The organism is Paenibacillus paeoniae (assembly GCF_003388735.1).
Classification (GTDB): Bacteria; Bacillota; Bacilli; order Paenibacillales; family Paenibacillaceae; genus Pristimantibacillus; species Pristimantibacillus paeoniae.
In genome coordinates this window covers 244,934-269,758 of record NZ_QUBQ01000001.1, presented here as the reverse complement: position 1 = coordinate 269,758, position 24,825 = coordinate 244,934, and the positions used below count along the sequence as shown (strand labels likewise).

Below are 24,825 nucleotides of genomic sequence, written 5' to 3'. Positions count from 1 at the left end.
AGCTTGATTGTAAAGACAGGGACAGATTAGCCTTGAAGCAAAAGCTGCTCTGGATCTTCCAGCATGTCCTTCACCGCAACGAGGAAGCGAACCGCTTCGCTGCCGTCGACGATACGGTGGTCATAGGAAAGTGCAATATACATCATCGGACGGTTTTCCATACGCTCATTATCAATGGCTACCGGACGAAGTTGAATCTTATGCATACCCAGGATACCGACCTGAGGTGTATTCAAGATTGGTGTGGAAAGCAGGGAACCAAATACGCCGCCGTTCGTGATCGTAAAGCTGCCGCCTTGCAGATCGCCAATGGATAGTGTATTTGTACGTGCCTTCTTGGCCAATTCCACGATGTTTCTCTCGATTTCAGCGAAGCCCAGACGATCCGCATCACGTACGACAGGAACGACAAGACCTTCTTTTGCCGATACAGCAATGCCGATATCGTAGAATTGCTTCACAACGATATCCTCGCCGTCAATCTCCGCGTTCAGCAATGGGAATTGCTTCAGCGCGCCGACAACTGCCTTCGTAAAGAAGGACATGAAGCCGAGGTTTACTTCGTTTTTGTCGAAGAAGGATTGCTTGCGGCGCTTGCGCAAATCAAGAATCGCCGTCATATCCACTTCATTGAATGTTGTCAGCATAGCCGCAGTGCGTTGTGCTTCCACAAGACGATTCGCAATCGTCGCGCGACGACGGGACATACGCTTGCGCTCTACTGGCTTGCCGCCGGCAGTTGTTGCCGCAGCAGGCGCAGGAGCGGCTGGTGCTGGAGTAGCTGCAGGTGCAGGAGCTTGTCCGTTATGGGAGCGGACATCATTCGGATAGATGCGTCCGATGCTGTCTTTGCCATTCACTTGGGTCAGGTCAATGCCTTGCTCGCGAGCCAGCTTGCGTGCAGCTGGAGAAGCGTTAACCGATGCAGCAGTTGCTGCCGGAGCTGCAGGTGCTGCTACCGCTGGAGCGGCTGGAGCCGCAGGCGCAGCTGTCTCAGCTGCTTTTGGCGCTGCCGGTGCCGGTGCTGCCGCTGGTGCGCCGGAGGACGCGCCGATCGAACCGATCGCCTCGCCTACCAGCACCACATCGCCGTCTTTTTTCGCGATGCTGGATACGACACCGCTGCTGTCTGCACTGATTTCAATATTGACTTTATCCGTCTCAAGTTCAAGAAGAACGTCACCTTGATTGACGTTGTCGCCTTCCTTAACGAACCATTTTGAAATCGTTCCTTCGGAGATCGATTCTCCCAGTTCTGGTACAATAATATCTGCCATTTGTTGCTACCCCCTTACCAAACTCGATTCGAATGGCTGACCATTCAAAGCGGAAGAAATAATCATGTTCTGCTCTGCTGCGTGAATTTCCTGATGTCCTGTTGCCGTACTTGCACGATCCGGTCGTCCGATATAACGGACCTGTACTTTGCCTGGCGCAAGATCGCGCAGACGCGGCTCCATATAAGACCAAGAACCTTGGTTTTTCGGCTCCTCTTGAACCCATACAATCTCTTCAAGCTTGCTGAATTGACCAATAACGCGCTCAAGCTCAGCCTGCGGCAATGGATACAACTGCTCGACGCGCGCTACGCGAAGCCAAGCGTAATCTCCTTCGCCCCCGGAAGACATAGCCTCTTCCAGATCAACCATCACTTTGCCTGTTCCAAGGATAAGACGTTTTACTTTATCTTTTGCCGCTTTTACTTCCGTAAAGCTGAACTGTGGAAGCACCGGCTTGAAGGAGCCTTCGCTGAATTCAACGCCGTGCGATGCAACCCGCGGGTTGCGCAGCAAGCTCTTCGGAGCCATCAATACAAGCGGACGCACATTGTCGCTGCCAAGCATCGCTGCTTGCTTACGCAACAGATGGAAGTATTGCGCCGAAGTTGTCAGGTTGGCAACGGTCCAGTTGTTATCAGCCGACAATTGCAGGAATCGCTCCAGACGTGCGCTGGAATGCTCAGGGCCTTGACCTTCGTAGCCATGCGGCAGCAAGATGGCAAGACCGGATTTCTGCGACCACTTGGCGCGGCCGGCAGCCATGAATTGGTCGAATATGACTTGTGCTACGTTCGCGAAATCGCCGAACTGTGCTTCCCAAATGACGAATGATTCCGGTGCAAATACGTTGTAGCCGTATTCGAATGCTAGTACAGCCGTCTCGGAGAGCGGACTGTTATGGACAGCGAATGAAGCTTTCGCCTGCGGGAACATATGCAGCGGTGTAAACTTCTTGGCAGTTGCATTGTCGTTCAACATAATGTGACGGTGAGCGAACGTGCCGCGCTCGGAATCCTGGCCGCTCAAACGGATTGGTGTGCCATCCGCAAGAATCGTTGCGAACGCAAGTGCTTCCGCATGTGCCCAGTCCAGCTTCTCGCCATCGTTCAAGCTTGTCGCGCGGCGTTGCAAGATGCGCTGGAGCTTCGTATATTCCGTGAAGCCCTCAGGACGATTCAGCAGCTCCAGGTTGATTTCTTTGAGCGTCTCCATCGGCACAGCCGTGCTGACGTCCTCCGGTACAACCTCGCCGTTCTCTTGCGCTATTTGAACATGCGCCTTGCCTTCATTCGCCTTCATAGCATCATAACCGGCCTGAAGTGCGCTTGCTGTCTTCTCGCGAAGCTTCGCTGCCTGCTCCTCGGTAACGGTCTTATCCGATTGAAGCAGCTTCGTATACAGCGTAGCAACCGTCGGATGATTGCGAACTTTGGAATAAACTAGCGGTTGTGTCGCTTCCGGATCATCCATCTCGTTATGGCCGAAGCGGCGATAGCCGATCAGGTCGATTACGAATCCTTTCTGGAAGCGCAGGCGATACTCGCATGCCAGACGAATTGCAGCGAGACATGCCTCAGGGTCGTCTGCGTTAACGTGAATAATCGGCAGATCGAAGCCCTTCGCCAGATCACTTGCATAATAAGTAGAACGGGAATCCACACTGTTCGTTGTGAAGCCCAGTCGGTTGTTCGCGATAATATGAAGCGTACCGCCATTGCGGTAGCCTTGAAGATTATTAAAGTTAAGCGTCTCGGCAACAATTCCTTCACCGATGAACGCCGCGTCGCCGTGTACGCAGACTGTTACGGCGCTATGCAAATCCTGTTCAGGGAAACCAGGCTTGCTGCGATCTTCCTGTGCAGCGCGCGTGAAGCCCTCAACGACAGGATTGATAAATTCCAAGTGGCTCGGGTTGTTCGCCAGTGTAACTTTGGTACGAACGGTCTCGCCTTCCGTGAAAGCACGGTCAGCACCCAAATGATATTTCACATCGCCGGACCAGCCGTAATTGATGCCCATCGATCCCTCGGAAGGAACAAGCTCCTTATTAGGGGAGTGATGGAATTCGGAGAAGATCTTCTCATAAGGCTTGCCGAGAACATGCGTCAGCACATTCAGACGTCCGCGATGCGCCATGCCGATCATAATATGGTGAGCACCGTCATGCGCCGTAGCGCGTACGATCTCATCCAATACCGGAACGAGCATGTCGACGCCTTCGATCGAGAAGCGCTTCTGGCCGACAAACGTCTTATGGATAAAGCTTTCGAATTGCTCTACCTGCATGAGGCGCTCCAATAGCGCTTCCTTCTCTCTATTAGACAAAGGAGCAGGGAACGAACCGGATTCAGCTTGCTTGTGAAGCCATGAACGTTCATTCTCATCATGAATATGTGTAAATTCAAACGCAGCCGAACGGGTGTAAATTTCTCTGAGCCTCACGATGGCATCCCAACCATTAGCAATGGACTCCGGCGCGTTGTCCCAAATCAGGGACGCAGGAATAGATAGCAGATCCTCTTTCGTCAATCCGAAGGTCTCAGGGTCTAGCAGCTTCGTATCAGCCGCTTGGCTAATGCCCAGCGGGTTAATATCCGCACCTAAATGGCCGTACCTGCGAATATTCAGCATAAGCTGATGCGCGGCAACGACCTTCTTGAGCATATTGCTGTCAATCGGACCACCTACAGCCGGTGCTGTGCCCGACTGAACGGCTCCGGCACTAGATGCCGGCGCAGCCGACGAAAACGCAGCTGCTGTGGAAGGCGGCGCCCCCCATACGAGAAACATTTCGCGAACCGATGCTTCAACAGCATTCGGATCATTCAGGAACAGTTCATATTGCTCCTGGACATAACCAAGATTGGGACCATAGTAGCTTTTCCAAGGCGAAGAGTTGCGCTCATCATGGATGCTCATTGCAGAAAATTCCACCCTCTCTATTCATAACCATCCTATTATTTTCTATGGCGACCAGTTCCATACATTGCCGCCCGCTCCTTCCATGCCGATGCATAGGAAGAAGAAGCCTACAACCCCTAACAGGCGCAGTTGCGTAGCTTCTTCATATTTTAGTACAATAACCGCTTGCCTTCCATAACCATATTGGCATCGGTTTCATGCATTTAAAGCATCAATGCCATGTCCATCAATCATAAGGCGTGATGGGTTAGCAAATACAGGTTTTTTTCTTCATGCCCGTCCTGCCCATACCGGCTACTTTTGCAATATATTCCGTCGCCAACGGCACTTTGCAAGCGGTGTTGCCGACATCGACATGAACCTTCCCGACAGCTTCGCCCGTGTCGCTTGCCTCTCCCTGAAGCTCCTTGACATAAGAGCCTACAGAGATGACAAATCCGTTCATCGTATAACGAGTTCTATTCTTCTCTGTATGGATATCCCGGCGTATTCTAGCAAGCAAGTCGCTAATTTCTTCGATTGAAAGTTCCCCGTCAGGGGTAATAGAAATATACCCCGCGTATGTGCTCCAGCCGCAAGCGGCTGTCATCTCTTCAGGCGAATCGATCCATTCCAGCGCAAGCTCCCGCGCGAACGGACTCTCCGCGGCTACGCCGGCAACGGTGTATTCCGATATCATAGACCAGTAAGCCTCGCTTATCCACCGCTGCAAGAGCTCTTTGGATACTAGTTTGGGATTAATGGACAATCCAGCCAGATACATGGCATCAGAAATACCGGATGCATACAGTCTCTCTGCAAGCTCCTGATCCTTCTTTACATACTTGACCAGCTTCTTCAGATCGCCGACTTTGACGCCGAAGATCGGCTCCATAGCGCCATGTCTGAGAAAGGTCCGCTTCGTCTGCTCGCTGCCTAGCCGCTCCAGCTCTTGTATGATCTCTTCGTACGTCATGTTAACCTCCGCAAAGTATGTCTTAAGATGGTCGGCCTGACGTCAGCTCAACCAGCGTGCGAACCATGACTCCGGTACCGCCCTTTGGTTCCCAGCCTCTGCTCGCTTCCAGCCATGCCGTACCGCCGATGTCCAAATGAACCCATGGCAAGCCTTCCGCGAAATAGCCTATGAACATGCCGCCTTTGCTCGCGCCTCCATATTGAGTTCCGCTATTTTTCAGATCGGCCGCCTCGCTCCTCAGACCTTTCATAAACTCAGGATATGCAGGCAACTGCCATACACGCTCGCCCGCTCGCTCCGAAGCGTGGAGTACATCCGTCATAAGGGAATCATTGTTCGTAACCGCTCCCGTCGCTTCATAGCCAAGCGTCACCATAACGGCGCCTGTCAGCGTCGCGACATCTACGAGCTTGGTAGCGCCTCTGCGAATAGCCGTGGTCAGACCATCTGCAAGCACGATCCTGCCTTCCGCATCCGTGTTGACCACTTCTACCGTATGTCCGCTCATCATACGAATAACGTCGCCTGGCTTGATTGCACGATCAGACGGCATATTCTCGGCTGCTGGCACGACTACGAGCGCGTTTACTTCCACTTTAAGCTCCGCCAAGGCGCGCAGCGCCCCCAGTACGGATGCAGCTCCGCCCATGTCCGAGATCATCTCCTCCATGCCGGCACTCTTCTTTAAGGAAATACCTCCGGTATCGAACGTAATGCCCTTGCCGATCAATCCCCAAACTTCAGAGGACTCAGGCGCTCCCTTATAGTGGATGACGATCATTCTTGGCGGATTGACGCTGCCTTGACCGATTGCCAGCAGTCCGCCCATTCCTTGCTCGGCTGCTGTCCATTCATCTATGACTTCAATCTCCAATTCATAGTGCAATGCCAATTCCTCCGCATGGAACGCCAGACGCTCCGGCGTCAGATCATTGCCGGGAAGATTCGTCAGATCACGGGCATATGCCACACTTGAAGCCAGAACTTGGCCTTTGTCAGCGCCTCTCTTCCATAGCTCACTGTCAACCAGCGGACCGTCGAAGCCGTCCTCAAAACGATACGAAACCCCGCTAAGCTGGAACCGTTCTTGCTCTTCCTTCTTCAGCGGTTGTCTGTCATGCAGCGCAAGCAGCACTCCCTCTGTGATCGCCTGTGCCGCAGCTTCTGCGCCGATGGCGCCCAGATCCTGCTCCAGAGCAGACGAAGTGAGCAAGAACTCCGCATGAACAGCGCGGACTTTCTTCAACGCTTTCGCTGCAGCAGCGCCGGCATGACGCAACCCTTCTGCACCAGAACCCGGCACATAACCTACGAATACCACATGCGCCGCTTCCAGCAACCCAAGCGTCGGCATACCTTCCGCTTGCTCCGGCTTCGCCTGGAACAGCCCCTTGGCATGGCAAGCGCGCAGCTGCCCGTCGATTTGAGCATGTATGATTTCAGCAGATCCCTTTAATTCTTCCTCTATGATGAAACGTACGAGAGCATCAGGCGCCGATTCCCCCGCCTGTCTATTCCCTATCCTAATTGATGTCGCCATAATTCCATCCCTCATTTCTCGAATATAGCAAAAAAATCGGGGTATGAAACCCCGATTCGATTCTAAACCTTTATTCCGCCAATGGCAAATAAACGATAAATTCCGTCCCGCTTCCGACCTGACTGTCTACACGGATTGTCCCTCCATGGTTGCGAATAATCCGATAGCTGACAGACAGACCGAGCCCTGTCCCCGCTTGCTTAGTGGTAAAGAAGGGATCGAAGAGCCTACTCATCGTAGCTTTGTCTATTCCTTTGCCATTATCTCTAATCAATATTTTCACATATTGCCCGTCGCTGCTGAGCAAAATGTCGATTTTCCCTCTGCGCTCTACTTGCATCTCTTCCACCGCATCAAGTGCGTTCTTCACAATATTAAGGATGACTTGCTTCACTTGCTTAATATCAATCGATACATAAGCTTCATCATGATAGGATTCTACTGTAATTTCACAATTTCGAAGCAGGGATTCACTTTCGGTCAGCATGACAACTTCGCGGATGAGATGATCAATGGATGCGGCTTGTTTCATAGGAGCGGATGGCTTGGAGGAATTAAGAAATTCATAGATGATATCATTGGCACGGTCGATTTCCGTCAAAATGATGCGCGCGTATTCTTCCTTTCCCACCTCTAGCAAGTAAGGCCGAAGCAACTGGATGAAGCCCCTTATGCTCGTTAGCGGATTGCGGATTTCATGTGCGATTGCGGCTGCAATCTTGCCTAACATGGCAAGCTTGTCATTCTGCAGCGCGCTTTGTTCAATCTGTTTGTATTCCGACACGTCTTTGACGCTGAACAAGAAGTCCCCGTCAAGCTGGTCCCCATAAGTAACGGTAGCAAGCAGATGCTTGCCGTCTTTATGCTGGAACTCGTAATAGCGGCTTCGCTTGAGGAACATCTCCCGATATAGACGAAGAATCGTCCGTTTAGAGGAAATCGCAAGCTTGGGATGCAGCAGAATCTCCCTAATGTTGCAGCCTACCAGCGTCTTTCTTGGTATATCCAGCAGCTTGGCCATCTGAACGTTGATAAAGGATAAGATGCCATCACTGTCAAATAACGCAATACCGCTGTCCATATGCTGCAGCACATTTTCGTATTTATTTTTAACCCTCTCGAACGAACGGTCCGAATGGAGCATGAGCGCCCGCATGTCCATAAATTTCTGTGCCGATGACGGCTCATGCAATTCACCGTCGGCGCTGACTTCCATCTTGAATCGGCAGGCCACCATCAATTCCATGAGAAACACAAAGGAACGATGATAAAGCTGTACGGCATCTTTGGATTCCACATTGGCTGCGAGTTCTTGTATGCATTCTTCATGTACGGCTATTATTTCTTCCTGATTAAATTCCTGAAGTTGTTTGCCTAGCTCGTAAGCATGATGAAGCGATGCTTCCTTACCACCCCGGATATACTCGGCAAGCGCCGGGAAATAACGCTTTCGAATGGCTTGCATCTACTACTCCTCCCCGGCAAAACTATGAATTTGGACGAATGAACTTACCACTAATCATAGGTTTACTTTACAAAGGCTGTCAATCGGAAATCCTGTCGAAACCGGGAGGCATTATAGTCGTAAAGACTCGTTTTTTGTTGAGTGCCAAGTAGGATGAAGGAACCGCCCTCCTACAATAATTTGCCTGTCAGAGCCATTTTCGGCATGCGGTTAGCTGCGTCCGCCCTGATGATGGTTGCCGCGGGATGAGTTCTTTTGATGATTGCTTTCGTTGCGTTTCTTGTCGCGGTCGCGATCACGATCGAAGCTTCCACGGTTTCTGTCTTTTCGATCATTATCCTCATCATTATCGTCGTTTTCGTCCTGAATGCCTTGTTTGGAGGTTTTTTTATCCCGATCATTTGATTTATTCCCTTTTTGATCATTTTTGTTGCTTTTTTTGTCGTTTCCCCCCTTTTTTCCGCTGCCTTTTTCACTGCCGCCAGAATGGGAATTTCCGTATTTCCCATTGTTTTTTTTATCTTTGCTGTCTTTGTTGTCTTTGTTCTTCTTATTGTCCTTATGATTATGGCTGTTTTTCGGGTTGCTTCCCCCGTTGTGCTTGCCTTCTTTCCAGTTGTGATGGTTCCGTTTGCCGTTGTCCCCTCCGTTATTCCACTTGCCTGAGGACGTACGATCATCGTCATTATCATGGTCTTTGTTATGCCGATCAGGCTTGCGCGTCTCGAATGGTTTCTCCGACGGTCTAGACAAGGGCTTGGAAGAAGGTTTAGACGAAGGCTTCTTAGTAGGCGACGAAGTCGGCACCGGCGTTTTTCCGCTGCCGCTCCCGCTTTTCGTCTGCTGCTCCTGCTTTTCCTTGGCCAGAAGTTTCTCCAGCTTTTTTTTGGTCGCGGCTTCGTCTTTCGCATCCACGATGCCCTTCATACCGCCGATCGGCTCCGACCAGGAATCGATGGACTCATCCTTCAGCTTGCTAAGCTCTACTTGATGCCCCTCATATTTCGCCATCAAATAAACCGCCATCTTGCCGGATGAGATGCCATTGGCATCCGCCTCGACACGAAGCGCTTCCGGCACGGACAACGTCATGATCGTCACTGCCTGATGAGCAGACTTGTTCTGGGCCAGCCACTCCTGCAATCTCTCATCCAGCCTGTTCGTAAGCAAAGACTCGAACTCCAAGCCCGGCTGTTTTTTCCCGTTCAGCATCACGCTAGTAATCAAGATGTCCTTATGCGGCGCATCCAAATAATGCGCATTGCTGGCTTGCTCCAGAATAGCCGACGCCACCGTCTCTACATCGACACCCTTATAAGCAACCCCGGCAATTATCCGCTCGCCATCTTCGTTCAATGCGCGAAGCTGGCGAACCTTCTCCTTGCCGTCGACCCCGATCTCTACGCTCGGGTTGATGTCCATCGTCAAATAAGCGACAACAGGAGGGGGCGCCGAAAAGGCATAGGAGAGTCCTGCAGCCAGCAGGATGGCAAACATCGCCGTCAAAGCTGCGTAACGCTTCGTTATCCGGTTCCATTGCAGACGCCTTGGTTCCGATTGCTCTTCCTCGAATACAATTTCTTCGCCAATCTGAGGCGAGCCTTGTAGAGGAGCGCGGAGAAATTGGCCTTCGGCAGTCATGACAACAGCATGTTTGGTATGCACGCTCATTACGATTCCGCGCTTCATCTGCTCACCTCCTTGCCTGCTGTTGTGTGATCCATTCGTACGTCCAAATAATCATTCATATAGGGATACGATCCCGACATAATAATCGCAATGGCAATGATGTATTTGCGATTACGTTCCAAGGTTTTGCGGGAGACGCCGCTTTGTTCCATCAATTCCTTGATTGGCATGCGTTGCGTCAGCCTTAAAGTCGCCATCAGCGGACCATTCTGGGTCAGCATGGCTGCAATACCTATGAGCATCTGTCGTGAATCGGCGTGTTTCGGTGAGATGTCTACAAGTTCAAGGAAGGTAATGCCGAAAGGCTCCAGCTCCTGGCTGAGCTCCTCGATTTCCTCGCGTCTTTCCTTAATGCCTCTATTATTCTCATGTTCGTCCAGCGCCTGCTTTGTGTCAAGTACGTTGTATACAGCCCCATCATCGCCTTCCGAATCATAGGTGCTGTAAGGTACGACTTGCATATGTCTCTGTTCTTTCCGCGCATAGTCAATAAGCCGACGATGGACAACGGTTTTTGCAAATCCGAGAAACGACGCTCCCGCCTGGGCATCATACTGATTGATCGCTTCGTTAAAAGCAAGCAATGCCACGCTGAACTCATCATCTCTGCTTGGATCAACATACCGTTTGCAGAATCTGCTTGTTAGTTTTGCTATATATGGATAATACTCAGCAATGAATTGATCTCTAAGCCCTTCATCGCCTTGTCGAATTTTTTCTACGTACTGCTCCGGTCCCAGCTTCAGCTCGGATGATACAGCTTGAGAGGGAACCGTTTTGCGCAAGAAGCGCTTGAACAGGATCAGCAACAACCGCTCCACCTCACTACTACATCATTTCGTTACACCCACCGCTCTTTGCGGGGGTATCATTAAAAAAAGTTAATCTTTTTCCCCTATCAAAAAAGAGAGATGCCTCCACGAGGGAGGCATCTGACATATTCCCATATCCTATACCGAAGATTGACGTCTGAGCAGACGATTGCGCCTGCTGTTCAGTACGATCAAACGCTTCTTGAGCTCCATCTGCCACGGCTTATCGTCGATAGCTTTGGCAAAGCTGAGCAAGTCAAGCGACATATCAATCTGGCTTCGTGCGACATCAATCGGCTCTTCATTCTCATGATTCACGCAATTCTCCAGAAGGGCGCGTTCATCGCGCTCCACATATTCATCAAAGTCGACCTCCGTGCTGCCGTCGCCATGGGCATATTCAGCCAATATATCAAACTCCTGCTGTGCCAAATAATGAACGTCGACGCGATGGCATACCGGGCAAAACGTAATAGGCACATTATGAACATGCGTATGAAAATGCTTCAATGTCCCTTTGGTTCCAATCATGCTGGCTCCGCAGCAAAAGCTCATCTCGTCACGCTCCTTACATGATAGCCTGGGATAATGGATGATAACGGCGACGATGCTTATGGTCGCTTAAGATATTATGTATTCGATACGGGGCGGTGAAATTCCTGCCCCGTGCGCTTTCATTAAGAATTCCTCATCCTTTTCGACGCCGGTGGGCATAGCTGGAAACCGCACACTGCGCATGCTTTAAACCGCTATATGATCTACAAACGAGAATAACTGACTAATGGTTGCAAAGCTATAACGACACTTGCATAAAAAGAAACAAAAAGGCGATGCCAGGAGTCTCCTCCTTGGCACCGCCGTTTCTTATATTGGCAAAGCTACTATTTCGTCATTGCTGCAACGATCAGATCGCCCATCGCCGTTGTGCCAATAGCTTGGCTCTTGTCTACGGCAATGTCGCCTGTGCGATGACCAGCGTCAAGTACGTTCTTAACTGCGTCTTCGATCGACTTCGCTGCATCATGGTAGCCGAACGTCAAGCGGAACATCAAGGCAACGGACAGAACCGTTGCGATCGGGTTGGAGATGCCTTGGCCCGCGATGTCAGGAGCAGAACCGTGTACCGGCTCGTACAAGCCGAAGCTGCCTTCGCCAAGGGAAGCGGAGGACAACATGCCGATGGAGCCTGTAAGCATAGCCGCTTCGTCGCTCAGAATATCGCCGAACATGTTTTCGGTTACGATAACGTCAAAGCTGGATGGACGGCGAAGCAATTGCATCGCGCAGTTGTCGACCAATACATGCTCCAGCTCAACCTCAGGGTATTCAACCGCAACCCGGTTGACAACTTCACGCCATAGACGGGATGTCTCCAGCACGTTCGCTTTATCGACAGAAGCCAGACGCTTGCCGCGAGTCATCGCAATATCAAAAGCCTGACGTACGATACGCTCAACCTCTTGTACATTGTATACGCAAGTGTCGACTGCTTCTTCGCCGTTCGCGCCTTCGCGGCGGAACTTCTCGCCGAAGTAGATGCCGCCTGTCAGCTCGCGCACGACGATCAAGTCTGTGCCTTCCAGCACTTCAGGTTTCAGCGTCGACGCATCCTTCAAGCAATCGAATACCGTTGCAGGACGGATATTGGAGAACAGGCCAAGCGCCTTGCGGATGCCTAGCAAGCCAGTTTCCGGACGCAGCTCCTTGGAGTTATTGTCCCACTTCGGACCGCCTACAGCGCCAAGCAGAACCGCGTCTGCCGTTTGGCAAAGCTCAAGCGTCTCCTGCGGAAGCGGAGTACCTTTCTCATCGATCGCGATGCCGCCGAACAAAGCATGCTCCGTCTCGAATTGATAGCCGAACAGTTCCTCTGTTTTTTTCAATACTTTCAACGCTTCGCCAACAACCTCAGGGCCGATGCCGTCGCCGCCTAGAACCGCAATTTTTTTAACGTCTGCCATTTTCACGAACACTCCTCTATATCATTCTCAGTCTATTATCATTTGTACCACAAAAGAGAGTCCAACACAAAGATATAAAATCTATGAACTTTATAGTCATTAACTATAAGTTAATGGTCTATTGCTATTTAGGAGACAGATTATATGCAACCCCTGCGGCTTTTTGCTCGTTTAAGCTTATAAGAATATGAAAGAATAGGAAATAAGATGAAAGCTACAGAAGAGGATTGAAACCAATGACTACAAAATGGAATCTGAACGACCGCAATAAAGCCCGAGTCTTATTTTTCTCTTATTTGGCTGTGTTGATTGCAACGGAGAATGTATATTCCTTTATGCTGTTTAATTCTTTTCTCGCCTACGCAGCATTGGAAATTTCTTATCTCCTGCCCCTGTTCCGTCCCAAAAGCAAAGGCGAGTGGCCTGCCAGCTTGCTGGTCTATCTGCTATTTCTCCTCATGTCGCCCAATGTTTTCTACATCGTGACGGATCTGATCCATCTCAATTTTTTCTCGTTCCGCTATACTGCCGGACTGGTCGTGCGGGAGTGGTGGAATTTCTCTCTGCTCGTTACGGGCGTGCTGCTCGCCATCTTTTATTATGTGACGATGGTACGAGTCATTCGCAACCTGCTCGCCGGAAGCAGATGGAGCGGCATCATTCTGTTCCTATTCGTCATTCTCCAAAGCGTAGGCATCTTTATCGGGCGGTTTCTTCGCTTCCATTCTGTCCATCTCTTCACTGAACCGTTCGCGCTGCTGAGAGAATTCCTGAATGCGATTACGAGAGATGCCCTAATATTTATCAGTTTGATCACTGTCCTCCAGCTGTTGATCATTTGGATCTTTGCAACTACGCCAAAGGAGAACGCCCATGAGTGATTGGATGATGTTTACGGTTATGACCGGCTTGTCAGTTCTGACTGTCGCTTTCCAAATGTATATGTCCATCAGTCTATACCGACTGGAGGAGTCCGCTCTATGGGCGCTGATCGGTCTGCTGCTCCCGTTCGGACTCAATGTGCTGATCTATCAAGCTTTCAAGTTGGAGCCAACAGTGCGCCATAATCTTGGGGAGCTTCCCGCAAACCGACGCAAACTATGGAGAAGGGTACATCTGCTGCTTCTGCTCCAATACATGATTCTGTTCGGAGTGATCGGCTGGTTCCTGTCTCCAGGCTGAGCTGGACGACAATTGCCCGGTCAAGTTGGAGAATTCAACACAGTCGATGATAATCGAGCCATACAACCATACAAACACGTACAAAAAAAGCACGATGGATTGATGCGCGAACGCAGCTTATTAGGCAGCGTTCCGCGCTTTCTCCTTCGTGCTTTACTTTATGGCTTAGATTAGGCTCATCTTGTCACGACGGCCCGGCGACTTGCGCTTTTCAATCAAGCGGTTCACCGCGTCCAGGTATGCTCTTGCACTCGCCTCAAGAATATCCGTGCTAAGTCCGCGGCCTTGCGCTGACACGTCGTCCTGCTTCAGTACGACATGCACCTCGCCAAGCGCGTCCTTGCCTTGGGATACAGACTTGATGGAGTAGTCCTCCAACTCGACAGCTTCCTTCGTCGCAGCGTCAATCGCATTGTAGATGGCATCAACAGAACCATTGCCCTCAGCCGTCTCTACGCGCACTTCGCCTTCAGCCGTACGGACACGTACAGTCGCATTCGGCGTAGATTGGTTGCCGTATTGAACCTGAATCGTCTCCAGCGTGAACAATTCAGGCGTATCGATCAGCTTCTCTTCCAGAAGAGCGCGAATATCTTCGTCATTAACAGCCTTCTTGCGGTCAGCCAAATCCTTGAACTTGGCGAATGCTGCATTAACCGCTTCTTCTTCCAGCTCGTAACCAAGATCAATCAGCTTCTCGCGGAAAGCATGACGGCCGGAATGCTTGCCCAGCACCAGCTTGGATTCCTTCAGGCCGATCGCATCCGGAGAGATGATCTCATAAGTCGTTTTCTCCTTCAGCATGCCGTCCTGATGGATGCCGGACTCATGCGCGAAGGCATTAGCGCCGACGATTGCCTTGTTGCCTGGAACAGGCATGCCCGTCAGCCTGCTGACCAGACGGCTAGTCTTTGCGATTTCCTTCAGGTTCAGCGTCGTCTGTGCACCGAAGAAGTCCGGGCGAGTCGCCAGCGCCATCGCGACTTCCTCAAGCGCCGTATTGCCTGCGCGCTCGCCAATGCCGTTGATGGTGCCTTCGACTTGATCCGCACCGTTCAGAATCGCAGCCAGCGCATTCGCTGTCGCCATACCGAGATCGTCATGGCAATGAGCGCTCAGCTGAATCTTCTCGATATTCGGCACCTGCTCTTTAAGCGTCTTAAAGATGTTGCCAAATTCCAAAGGATTCAAATAACCGACCGTATCCGGAATGTTGACGACAGTCGCTCCGGCCTTGATCGCCATATCCGTCACCTGACAGAGAAAATCAAGCTCCGTACGGCCCGCGTCTTCCGGTGAAAACTCCACTTTGTCAAAATACTGCTTTGCATATCGAATAGCGCGATCCGCCGCTTCCAGCACCTGCTCCTTCTCCATCCGAAGCTTATGCTTCCGGTGGATGGGGCTCGTTGCCAGGAACAAATGGATGCAAGGGTCCTGTGCGCCCTTCAACGCTTCACGTACAGCATCAATATCCTGCTCGCGAGAGCGGGAGAGGCCGATAATCGTAGCGTTCTTCACCGCGCGCGCAACTGCGTTAACAGCTGCCAGGTCGCCCGGGGATGCCGCAGGAAAGCCGGCTTCGATGCGATCGACTCCGAGTTTCTCCAGTTGAAGAGCGATCTCTACTTTCTCTTTTGTGTTCAGGTTGACGCCGGGAGATTGCTCACCGTCACGAAGCGTTGTATCGAAAATATAAATTTTCCGCATTATGTCCTCTACCTCCATGAACAGAATGATCCCGATTGCACGCGCAAGCAGACATGCAAGGGCGAGAGAGACGAGCCTGGCATGCGCTCCGGTGAACCGGGATTGGTTATTCTTATTACATCAAGTATATGACTTAATGCTTAATTATTTCTTGATCCAATGCATCAGTTCGCGAAGTTGCGCGCCTGTTTGCTCGATTGGATGAGCTGCTTCATTGCGGCGAGTAGCCGTCAGCATAGCGCGTCCGGATTGGTTCTCCAAGATGAAATCGCGAGCGAAACGGCCGGATTGGATATCTTCCAGAACGCGTTTCATTTCTTTCTTCGTCTCTTCCGTTACGATACGAGGACCTGTAACGTAGTCGCCGTATTCAGCTGTGTTGGAGATGGAGTCGCGCATTGTAGCCAGACCGCCTTCATACATCAGGTCAACGATCAGCTTCAGCTCGTGCAAGCACTCGAAGTAAGCCATCTCTGGCGCGTAGCCAGCTTCAACCAATGTCTCGAAGCCCGCTTTAACAAGCGCTGTAGCGCCGCCGCACAATACAGCTTGCTCGCCGAACAGATCCGTTTCAGTCTCTTCTTTGAACGAAGTTTCGATAACGCCCGCACGTGTACAGCCGATGCCTTTTGCATAAGCCAGACCGATTGCTTTTGCGTTGCCTGTAGCATCTTGGTGAATCGCGATCAGACCAGGAACGCCGAAGCCTTCTTGGTACGTACGGCGAACCATGTGGCCAGGGGACTTAGGTGCAACCAGGAATACGTCTTTGTCCGCGCTTGGCACGATTTGTCCGTAGTGGATGTTGAAGCCATGGGAGAACATCAAAGCCGCGCCTTGCTTCAGGTTTGGTTCGATTTCTTCGTTGTATACTTTCGCTTGCGTCTCATCCGGAAGCAAGATTTGAACAACATCAGCCAATTTAGTAGCTTCTGCAACTGTCAATACTTCAAAGCCGTCTTTCTTAGCTACGTCTGCGGATTTGCCCGGACGAAGTCCGATAACAACTTTCAGTCCGCTGTCGCGAAGGTTTTGAGCTTGTGCGTGTCCTTGGCTTCCGTAACCGATAACTGCGATTGTTTTACCTTGCAGTACGCCTTGATCAGCGTCTTTTTCATAATACAATGTAACTGCCATGAGAATAATTGCCTCCTTTAATTTAACCCTTTTGAGCGGGTGTTTAAGCGGAGAGTCGAAACCACAATATCGTGCTTCCCCTCTTAAACTCCCGCTCAAAACGGGATGTTATATCCGATTGGTGTTCTATGCCGTTAGTTATTATTGCTTCACGTTACCGCGGTTGAGCGCAGTAACACCAGTGCGTGAAAGCTCACGGATGCCATAAGGCTGAAGCAGCTCGATCATGGCATCAATTTTTTCGGTGTCGCCTACTACCTGAACCATTAACGAATGGGTTCCGATGTCGACAACAGCGGCGCGGAACGTCTCTACGACACCGAGAATCTCGGGACGGGAAGCCGGTTCTGCGTGTACTTTGATCAAAGCGAGCTCGCGGCCTACCATCGCGTTTGCGCTCAGATCAATGACTTTGATGACATCAATCAGCTTATATAGCTGCTTGGTGATCTGCTCCAGCGTATGATCATCACCAGAAGTAACGATGACCATGCGGGAGAGACCTTTCTCCTCGCTCGTACCTACTGTGATGCTCTCGATATTGAAGCCGCGGCGTCCGAACAAGCCGGATACGCGCTGCAGAACGCCGGGCTGGTCATTGACGATAACTGCAATCGTATGCTTCTTCATTCCGCATCCCCCATGATCATTTGATCGATGGTGCTGCCTTGGGCTACCATCGGATACACGTTCTCATCTCTGCGTACGACGAACTCGACGACCGCCGGACCGGGATGACGAAGTGCCTCCTCCCATGCTGTGCGCGCTTCTTCCTTGTTCGAAGCGCGGAAGCCTTTCACGCCGTATGCCTCAGCCAGCTTGACGAAGTCAGGGCTGCCTGCCAGATCGATATGGCTGAACCGGTTCTCATGGATCAGCTCCTGCCACTGTCTAACCATACCCAACACCTGATTGTTCAAGATAACAACCTTAACCGGAATGTTGTTGATGGCACAGATCGCAAGCTCCTGCGCGCACATCTGCATGCCGCCGTCGCCATTGATGGATACGACTACGCGATCCGGATTCGCCATCTGCGCGCCGATTGCCGACGGGAAGCCGAAGCCCATCGTGCCAAGGCCTCCGGATGTTACCCATGAGCGCGGTTTGTTAAACGGATAGTACTGCGCGGCCCACATTTGGTGCTGGCCTACGTCTGTTGTGACGATTGCATCCCCGTTCGTTGTCTCGTGAATCATCTCCACGACCCATTGCGGCTTCAATTCCTTGTCGGAATCGATGTACCGGAACGGATATTGTTTCTTGGAGACCTGAATATCTGCTCTCCATGCGTCAGCCTTGTCAGCGCGAACAGCTAGCTTATTGGCCTGCGCCAATACCGTCTTGACATCGCCTACGATCGGAATGTCCGTCGGAACATTCTTGCCGATCTCCGCCGGGTCAATATCGATGTGGACGATTTTCGCGTTTGGCGCGAAGCCTGCCAGCTTGCCTGTCACCCGGTCATCAAAGCGCGCTCCGATATTAATGAGCAAATCCGCCGATTGAATCGACATATTGGCTGTATACGTACCGTGCATGCCCGGCATGCCGATCCATAGATCGTTGCCGCTCGGGAATCCGCCAAGACCAAGCAATGTGGTCGTAATCGGAATTTCTGTTTTAGTTGCGAACTCCAGCAATTCTTCATGCGCTCCAGAGTAAACTACGCCGCCGCCAGCCAGAATAAGCGGTTTTTTCGCTTCCTGGATCGCTTTGATCATTTTGTCCACTTGCAGCTTGTTCGGCGAGATTGTCGGATTGTAGCCGCGAATGCTAACTTCCTTCACCGGCTTGAACAACGTCTTCGCTGCCGATACATCCTTCGGAATATCAATCAGGACCGGACCCTTGCGTCCTGTATTCGCAATATGGAACGCTTCATGGATCGTGCGCGGCAGATCCTCTACATCGCGAACGAGATAGCTGTGTTTCGTAATCGGCATTGTAATGCCTGTAATGTCCGCTTCCTGGAAGGCGTCAGTGCCGATTAGCGTCGACATGACGTTGCCCGTAATGACGACAAGCGGTACAGAATCCATGTAAGCTGTTGCGATACCGGTCACTAGGTTAGTAGCCCCCGGTCCCGAAGTAGCGATACATACGCCTACTTTGCCGCTGGCCCGGGCATAACCGTCCGCGGCGTGGATCGCGCCTTGCTCGTGTCTGGTGAGCAAGTGATTGAAGTCGGGATTCCCGTGCATCGCGTCATAGATGTAGAGAACCGCGCCGCCTGGGTAACCAAATACGCAATCTACGCCTTCCAGCAGAAGACTGCGAAGCAATATTTCCGAACCCGAAATCACTTCCGGTTTAGAGAGCTTCTCGATTAATTCCTCTTTCGACTTTAAAGTTGCACCTTGCGTTGTCATCAGTCTTCCTCCTCTCAAGAAAAACAAAAAAACCTCTCGTCCTCAGCCTCAAAGCTGAAGGGACGAAAGGTTGATCTTCCGTGGTACCACCCAAATTCGTTATATATCTCCCGATATATAACCTCCATAGGTTAGAACGCTGTGCACATATCGACGTTCTACCGTTGGCACTGTAACGCTTGCCCTGCGATGCTCCCTAATACGCAACCCGGGTTGCTTTTCAGGAGGATAGCTCCGAGGTGAGCTCGTAGAAAAGGGGTTTTGGCGTCGGTTGCAGCTAATCCGATCACTCTCTGAACAAAAGAGCCCTTAACACTTCGTCCTCATCATTGCCGATTGATATGACTTTTCATTATTATATGCCGATTCTGACAGTTCGTCAAGAACATGGTTCCCGTTATTTTAACGCGATCCCGAGCTAATGTACACAACCTTGCGCGAATGCTCATATAGTAGTGTAGCCCTTAAGCGGCAATCCCATGCAACTGCGCCATGATAAAGCGCAGCGTAGAATGGAAGGATAGCATGATTCGCGCACGCAAAGCAAGAACCGATGACGCCGAGCTTGTCCGGCTTATAAGAACCGAGCTGATCCCGATGTCCCACACTGCACGGCCGCTGGACGCCCATATGATACGGGAGCTGCCGAAGCGCTTCAGGAAAGGCGTTACTTACGTAGCGACGAGATCGAAGTTCGGTCCTCCTGTCGCATTCGTTCACTTCTATGTGCATCAAAAACAGCTTATTGTGGATATGCTTGTTACGCATCCAGAGCATCGCGGACGGCATTACGGTACCACGTTGATGGCGCATGCCGAGGCCTATGGCAAAGCACGTCATTGCCATGTGGCCCGACTGTTCGTCGATCGGATCAATGGCAGAGCTCATCATTTCTACAATAAGCTCGGCTATCACACCATCCGTCTTGTCCCGGAGCTGCAATGCTATGAACTGCTTAAACCGTTGGCCCCGCCATCCCTTAGCTAGCCATTATTAATAACCGTTGAAATATCCTCCGCCGCCGGGGTAGCCTCCATTGCCGCCACAGCCGCCGCAAGTTGGTACGCCGCAACCGCAGCCGCCTCCGTACCCACCGCCATATCCGCCAAAGCCGCCTCCATATCCGAAGCCGCCGCCCCAGAATGGCAACGTTCCGATGGCCAATAGATCAAATAAAAGCAAAGGCAATAAGAAGAACGCTTTTGTTCTTACCTTTTTGCCCTTCGAACCTTTCCCTTTGTTCGAAGCCATCAATAATCGGTTGCCCCGAAGCGCTACCAGCTTGCCAGAGACAACGGAACCGTCCTTGCGCATTGCATAGATGGATTTGCCGACCAGTTTCCGCACTTGTGCTCTGGAAACATGTTTACGCATGCCAAATCCCTCCTTTCCCGTTATTCTTCAATGTATTCGGGGAGGATGCGGCCTGACTGTATGTTTGTCCGCGAAGGGACGCAAAGAGGCCTCGCCGCCGTCACAATTGTGACGAGCAGCGAGGCCTCTTGATACGCTCAGTATAAACTAAGCGTTGATTTTTTGTTTGGCAACGCCAGCCAGGGAGTTGAACGAAGTAATGTCGTTCACTGCCAGGTCAGCAAGCATCTTGCGGTTTACTTCAACGCCCGCAAGCTTCAGGCCGTACATGAATTTGCTGTAGGACAGGCCGTTCACGCGAGCTGCCGCGTTGATACGAACGATCCACAGTCTGCGAATGTCGCGTTTTTTGTTGCGACGGTCGCGGTATGCGTACATAAGGGACTTGCCTACTTGCTCCTTCGCTGTTTTAAACAGACGATGCTTTGAACCGAAATAACCTTTAGCTAGCTTTAGAATTCTTTTACGACGACGAGCGCGGACAAAGCCGCCTTTAACTCTTGCCATGAGTGGAAACCTCCTGTAGGTTGAATTTATCTAAATACGATCATTATTTCAAGTTGGAAAGACCTTGCTTTAAACGGCGAACGTCGCCTGCGGCCATAAGCGGTTGACCCGCAAGAACGCGTTTTTGACGACCCGATTTGTGCGAAAGCAAGTGGTTTCTGTAAGCTTTGTAACGTTTCACTTTACCAGTACCGGTAATTTTGAAGCGGTCCTTCAGACTGCTGTGCGTTTTCATCTTTGGCATGTCAGTTATCCTCCTTAATGTTGGTCCAGCCGTTAGCTGTTGGTTTTTGGTGCCAAAATCATAATCATGCTCCGGCCTTCCAGCTTGGGAGCGCGCTCGACATTGCATATTTCGGCAACCTCTTTGGACAGACGTTCCAGAATCTTCTGGCCGATCGACGCATGCGTGATCTCGCGGCCGCGGAAGCGTACGGAAGCCTTCACCTTGTCGCCTTCATTCAAAAACTTGAGGACGTTGCGAAGTTTCACTTGGTAGTCATGTTCCTCGATGTTGGCACGGAACCAAACTTCTTTCAGGTCAACGATCTTTTGGTTTTTGCGCGCCTCTTTTTCCTTCTTCTGCTGCTCGTAACGGAACTTGCCGTAGTCCATGATGCGGCATACCGGCGGTTTGGCTGTCGGCGCAACGTTCACCAGATCCAGATTAGCGTCTGTAGCAAGCTGCAGCGCGTCGCGAATGGATTTGATACCGATCTGCTCTCCGTCCGCTCCTACCAAACGAACTTCTCTGGCCCGGATTTCATCGTTGATTTGATGTTCTCTGCTAATAATGTGCCACCTCCATAATGGTATACGATCTTGTTGATCCAAATAAAAAAAATGCGGATTCGTTAGAACCCGCATCTCATAACCGTTCATTGATTCTGCTATGTTCGTTCCATAAGGCGGAACGTCAGCATACCCATCCGATTATCGCAAACCAGTCAGCGAGGCCGAAAGGTGAGAAGCGGGCGCTTCTTCTTGTGCGAATATGTCATTACACAATACTGAATAACTGTACCATATAGCCCATTGCATGTCAACAGTGCCGAATCTTTTATTTGCTCTGCACTTCCTCGATGCGAACGACGCGCGTATGCTGCGTGTGGCTCCATGTCTTGTTGTTTTGAGTGAAGAAGGCATAGAACGTAATCGGCCACCAAGAGATCAGGAAGAACGGCAGTGTCAGCAGATGCGCGTACATCTTCCCATTTCTGACCTTCTCCATCATCATAGCCGCCGGGAATTGCAGCACGGTAGCGGCGATCACCACGCCGATCAGCCACCATGGCAAGTAGCCGTAAAGCGAATGGATAACGTTCGTAGTTGGAAGCGCCATATCGATCCACATAATAGCCGTCAACAGGAAGCCGAGCAGCGTATTATAGACGGAGATCGTATAGATCGCGGCGTCGAACTTCACCAGGTTACGCTCCTTGATGCTCGCCCATAGCAGCGGGAAGAAATAATTGCGGGCCACATTGAAGTGTCCCTGCATCCACCGGAGGCGCTGTCTCGCGGAGGCGCGGAAGGAGACCGGCTTCTCGTCATACACCTTGGCATCGTAGTTCAGAATAGGATAGATATTGCGCTTTACGCAGCGCATGGAAAATTCAAGATCCTCGACGAGGCTCGTAGCGCCCCATCCCATTTCTTTGAGCAGGTTGGTCTCGAAGCACATTCCTGTTCCTCCGAGAAAGTTGCTCATCTTCAGATTCGTTCTCGACAGCTGCCACAAGCGGTTGCAGTACCAGTACGTAATCGCATAAGCAGCCGTAATCCAGGAATCGTCCGGATTTTTGGTGTCCAGGTAGCCCTGAATCACTTGATGGCCCTCGCACAGATCGTCATTCATAAGCTGCAGGAAGTCGCGGTTCACCAAATTGTCGGCATCGAACATCACGACCGCGTCGTATTGGCGCGGCATCGCCCACAGTTCCTTCAGCATCCATTCGATAGCGTAGCCTTTGCCCCGCAAATGGTAGTTCGTGCGCTCGCAGGCATGCACGCCCATGCTTCTGGCAATATCGGCCGTGCCATCTGTACAGTTGTCGCAAATAACAAATACGTCGAACATTTCTTTTGGATAATCCAGCTTCTTTAAATTTTCGATTAGGGCGCCAACTACCTTCTCTTCGTTGTGCGCAGCTACCAGCACGGCGAACGATTTGCTTGGCGCATGGCGCTTTCTGCTCTTATTCTTCATGAATCCGAACAGTGAGAGCGAAAATTGGTACACCGCGATACAGGCCAGCACAACCTGAAAGAAAATAAACACTACGGTAAAAATCATACGGTATTGCCCCCTTAAAACCCCATTTTGTGTGTGCCCGCTCCTTATCTCTATACGAGTCGAGCTTTCTTTTTGTTTTCACTGAAACGTTGTGAATTTTTTACTTTCTTTTGACTTACTGATTTTCCACGGAAACCTCCCACTTTGTCAAAATGGGAATTCGACTTAATTGCGCTTAATTCCGTCAGAAAAACGCTTGCATTCAACCGGAGTAGACACTTCCCCCCGCTTTGCTTCGCTTCCGTCTTATTCTCAACCAAATGCTTCGTTTTTAGCACAAATGTCCTTAATTGTTTCGATCTTATTAAAATTAATTAATTTGCCGCTCTCGAATGGGAGGGACACCGCGCCCAGATGCTGCGACAATCGCCGTGCAACTGGCAAAAAGGCTGTCGAATATGCGGTCCCAAGATTGCGACAAGCTATAGGCATGAGCATTCCGTCCCATGCGTTCCCTCAAATCCGCATTGCCGTGCAGCATCTCCAGCGCTTCTGCAAAGCTTCCGACATCTCCCTGCTTCCGAAGGAGGCCATTCTCCCCGTCTCTGACTGTGTCGCGTACGCCGCCAGCATTGGCAGCTAGCACAGGCGTCCCGCAAGCCATTGCCTCAAGTGCGACATTGCCGAAGGTTTCGGTAGGGGATGGGAAAAGCAGAACGTCGGCGGATGCGTACCAGCGCTGCAGCTCCCCTGCATCGGCAAAGCCGATGAACTTGGCATTTACGCCCTTGGCGGCGCATCTGTCCTTGAGCGCTTGGGCGGATGGCCCATCTCCCGCGATAACGAACACCGCATCCGGAGCAACCGTTCCCTGAAATAAGGAAAAAGCATCAATTGCCGTTTCTATATCTTTCTCCGGCGCCAATCTTCCCGCGTAGAAGGCCAGGAAGGCATCTTCCCCGATTCCGTTCCTCCCTCTATGCTCCCTGCGATTCACTAAAGGATGGAACGTGGCTTGGTCTACTCCCCTGCTCCAAACTTTGAGCCTCGACTCCTCCCAACTCCGAGCGGCCAATTGCTCGCGGGTCGTCTCGGAAGGTACAAAAATAGCCTTGCAATCCCGATGAAACCAGTCCATATATCTCCATAACAGCTTTTCCATCCATTGCAAATGATAAAACGACAAATATTGATCGAAGTTGGTGTGATAGGATGCGATGAGTGGAATGTTGTATTTGCGAGCGTAGTGAATGCCGTACAGACCGAGGTTGAATGGGGTGGCAACATGAATCAGATCGGGTTGAAATCGGGTAAGCGCTCCTCGAATATAAGCAGGATTGGGAAGGGCGAGCCTGCATTCCGGATAGAGAAAAAACGGCAAGCTGGCGAAACGTTCAACCGAATGGGTCCGTAGATTAGGATGATCTGAAGCGGAAGGCTCTGGCGCAAATAGCTTGCTGGACACGCCTGTTCGTTCCAGGTAACCGGTCCACCTGCTCAGCGTTCGTGCAACGCCGTTCACATCAGGAACGTAAGTATCCGTAAATATCGCAATTCTCAATTCCGCCTCTCCTCCTTAACGGCCCGCTAATCCAGACGGCGCGGGCGTACTTGACTATAAGAATAGAACGCATATGTTTGGGGCGGATTAAGCGGTTATGAAGGAAGAGTTAATTCAAA

At 51.1% G+C, this 24,825-nt stretch carries 22 protein-coding genes; 3 read left to right on the top strand and 19 right to left on the bottom strand.

Annotated elements, in window-relative coordinates:
• Positions 1-26: 26 nt before the first annotated feature.
• The 9 genes from odhB to leuB form a co-directional block, all read right to left on the bottom strand.
• On the bottom strand, positions 27-1,277 hold the full coding sequence (gene odhB, locus DX130_RS01255; protein ID WP_116042193.1) for a 2-oxoglutarate dehydrogenase complex dihydrolipoyllysine-residue succinyltransferase: 1,251 nt from the start codon (positions 1,275-1,277) through the stop codon (positions 27-29).
• A 6-nt stretch (positions 1,278-1,283) separates the two neighbouring features.
• Positions 1,284-4,199 (bottom strand): 2-oxoglutarate dehydrogenase E1 component, encoded by a 2,916-nt coding sequence (locus DX130_RS01250; RefSeq protein WP_116042191.1) that lies wholly within the window; start codon positions 4,197-4,199, stop codon positions 1,284-1,286.
• A 250-nt stretch (positions 4,200-4,449) separates the two neighbouring features.
• Entirely contained in the window at positions 4,450-5,157 is a 708-nt protein-coding gene (locus tag DX130_RS01245) for a DNA alkylation repair protein (protein ID WP_116042190.1), read from the bottom strand.
• A gap of 22 nt (positions 5,158-5,179) precedes the next feature.
• On the bottom strand, positions 5,180-6,700 hold the full coding sequence (locus tag DX130_RS01240; protein ID WP_206098752.1) for a leucyl aminopeptidase: 1,521 nt from the start codon (positions 6,698-6,700) through the stop codon (positions 5,180-5,182).
• Between the two features lie 70 nt (positions 6,701-6,770).
• Positions 6,771-8,165 carry an ATP-binding protein gene (locus DX130_RS01235; protein ID WP_116042186.1) on the bottom strand — a complete coding sequence of 465 codons (1,395 nt, stop codon included), beginning with the start codon at positions 8,163-8,165 and terminating at the stop codon, positions 6,771-6,773.
• 210 nt (positions 8,166-8,375) lie between these two features.
• Positions 8,376-9,854: an anti-sigma factor domain-containing protein gene (locus DX130_RS01230; protein ID WP_116042185.1), complete on the bottom strand. Its 1,479-nt coding sequence runs from the start codon at positions 9,852-9,854 to the stop codon at positions 8,376-8,378.
• Positions 9,851-10,675, bottom strand: a complete 825-nt coding sequence (gene sigI / locus DX130_RS01225; protein ID WP_240644061.1) for an RNA polymerase sigma factor SigI — start codon at positions 10,673-10,675, stop codon at positions 9,851-9,853. Before sigI ends, DX130_RS01230 begins: the two co-directional genes overlap by 4 nt.
• A gap of 129 nt (positions 10,676-10,804) precedes the next feature.
• Positions 10,805-11,221 carry a hypothetical protein gene (locus DX130_RS01220; RefSeq protein ID WP_116042181.1) on the bottom strand — a complete coding sequence of 139 codons (417 nt, stop codon included), beginning with the start codon at positions 11,219-11,221 and terminating at the stop codon, positions 10,805-10,807.
• Between the two features lie 326 nt (positions 11,222-11,547).
• Positions 11,548-12,627, bottom strand: coding sequence for a 3-isopropylmalate dehydrogenase (leuB, locus tag DX130_RS01215; protein WP_116042179.1), 1,080 nt, complete (start codon positions 12,625-12,627; stop codon positions 11,548-11,550).
• Between the two features lie 236 nt (positions 12,628-12,863).
• Between leuB and DX130_RS01210 the strand changes: the two genes are divergently transcribed.
• Entirely contained in the window at positions 12,864-13,508 is a 645-nt protein-coding gene (locus tag DX130_RS01210; protein WP_240644059.1) for a DUF1361 domain-containing protein, read from the top strand.
• Entirely contained in the window at positions 13,501-13,809 is a 309-nt protein-coding gene (locus DX130_RS01205) for a hypothetical protein (protein ID WP_116042178.1), read from the top strand. The genes DX130_RS01210 and DX130_RS01205 overlap by 8 nt, the downstream gene beginning before the upstream one ends.
• Positions 13,810-13,974: 165 nt before the next feature.
• On the opposite strand, the gene DX130_RS01200 is transcribed toward DX130_RS01205, so the two are convergent.
• The 4 genes from DX130_RS01200 to ilvB form a co-directional block, all read right to left on the bottom strand.
• Positions 13,975-15,519: a 2-isopropylmalate synthase gene (locus DX130_RS01200; protein WP_116042176.1), complete on the bottom strand. Its 1,545-nt coding sequence runs from the start codon at positions 15,517-15,519 to the stop codon at positions 13,975-13,977.
• Positions 15,520-15,663: 144 nt separating this feature from the next.
• Complete coding sequence (gene ilvC / locus DX130_RS01195) at positions 15,664-16,656, bottom strand: ketol-acid reductoisomerase (protein WP_116042174.1); 993 nt, start codon at positions 16,654-16,656, stop codon at positions 15,664-15,666.
• A gap of 141 nt (positions 16,657-16,797) precedes the next feature.
• On the bottom strand, positions 16,798-17,286 hold the full coding sequence (gene ilvN, locus DX130_RS01190; protein WP_116042172.1) for an acetolactate synthase small subunit: 489 nt from the start codon (positions 17,284-17,286) through the stop codon (positions 16,798-16,800).
• On the bottom strand, positions 17,283-19,028 hold the full coding sequence (gene ilvB / locus DX130_RS01185; RefSeq protein ID WP_116042170.1) for a biosynthetic-type acetolactate synthase large subunit: 1,746 nt from the start codon (positions 19,026-19,028) through the stop codon (positions 17,283-17,285). Before ilvB ends, ilvN begins: the two co-directional genes overlap by 4 nt.
• Positions 19,029-19,553: 525 nt before the next feature.
• On the opposite strand from ilvB, the gene DX130_RS01180 reads away from it, so the two are divergent.
• Positions 19,554-20,015 (top strand): GNAT family N-acetyltransferase, encoded by a 462-nt coding sequence (locus DX130_RS01180; protein ID WP_165861108.1) that lies wholly within the window; start codon positions 19,554-19,556, stop codon positions 20,013-20,015.
• A 6-nt stretch (positions 20,016-20,021) separates the two neighbouring features.
• Here DX130_RS01180 and DX130_RS01175 read toward each other — a convergent pair whose 3' ends face one another.
• From DX130_RS01175 to DX130_RS01150, 6 genes are all read right to left on the bottom strand, one after another.
• Positions 20,022-20,402: a hypothetical protein gene (locus DX130_RS01175; RefSeq protein ID WP_116042167.1), complete on the bottom strand. Its 381-nt coding sequence runs from the start codon at positions 20,400-20,402 to the stop codon at positions 20,022-20,024.
• A 147-nt stretch (positions 20,403-20,549) separates the two neighbouring features.
• Positions 20,550-20,909, bottom strand: coding sequence for a 50S ribosomal protein L20 (gene rplT, locus DX130_RS01170; RefSeq protein WP_116042165.1), 360 nt, complete (start codon positions 20,907-20,909; stop codon positions 20,550-20,552).
• A 43-nt stretch (positions 20,910-20,952) separates the two neighbouring features.
• Positions 20,953-21,153, bottom strand: coding sequence for a 50S ribosomal protein L35 (rpmI, locus tag DX130_RS01165; protein WP_116042163.1), 201 nt, complete (start codon positions 21,151-21,153; stop codon positions 20,953-20,955).
• Positions 21,154-21,185: 32 nt separating this feature from the next.
• Positions 21,186-21,776 carry a translation initiation factor IF-3 gene (infC, locus tag DX130_RS01160; RefSeq protein WP_116045635.1) on the bottom strand — a complete coding sequence of 197 codons (591 nt, stop codon included), beginning with the start codon at positions 21,774-21,776 and terminating at the stop codon, positions 21,186-21,188.
• 193 nt (positions 21,777-21,969) lie between these two features.
• On the bottom strand, positions 21,970-23,205 hold the full coding sequence (locus tag DX130_RS01155) for a glycosyltransferase family 2 protein (protein ID WP_420818501.1): 1,236 nt from the start codon (positions 23,203-23,205) through the stop codon (positions 21,970-21,972).
• A gap of 310 nt (positions 23,206-23,515) precedes the next feature.
• On the bottom strand, positions 23,516-24,706 hold the full coding sequence (locus DX130_RS01150; RefSeq protein WP_116042162.1) for a glycosyltransferase family 4 protein: 1,191 nt from the start codon (positions 24,704-24,706) through the stop codon (positions 23,516-23,518).
• Positions 24,707-24,825: the final 119 nt, after the last annotated feature.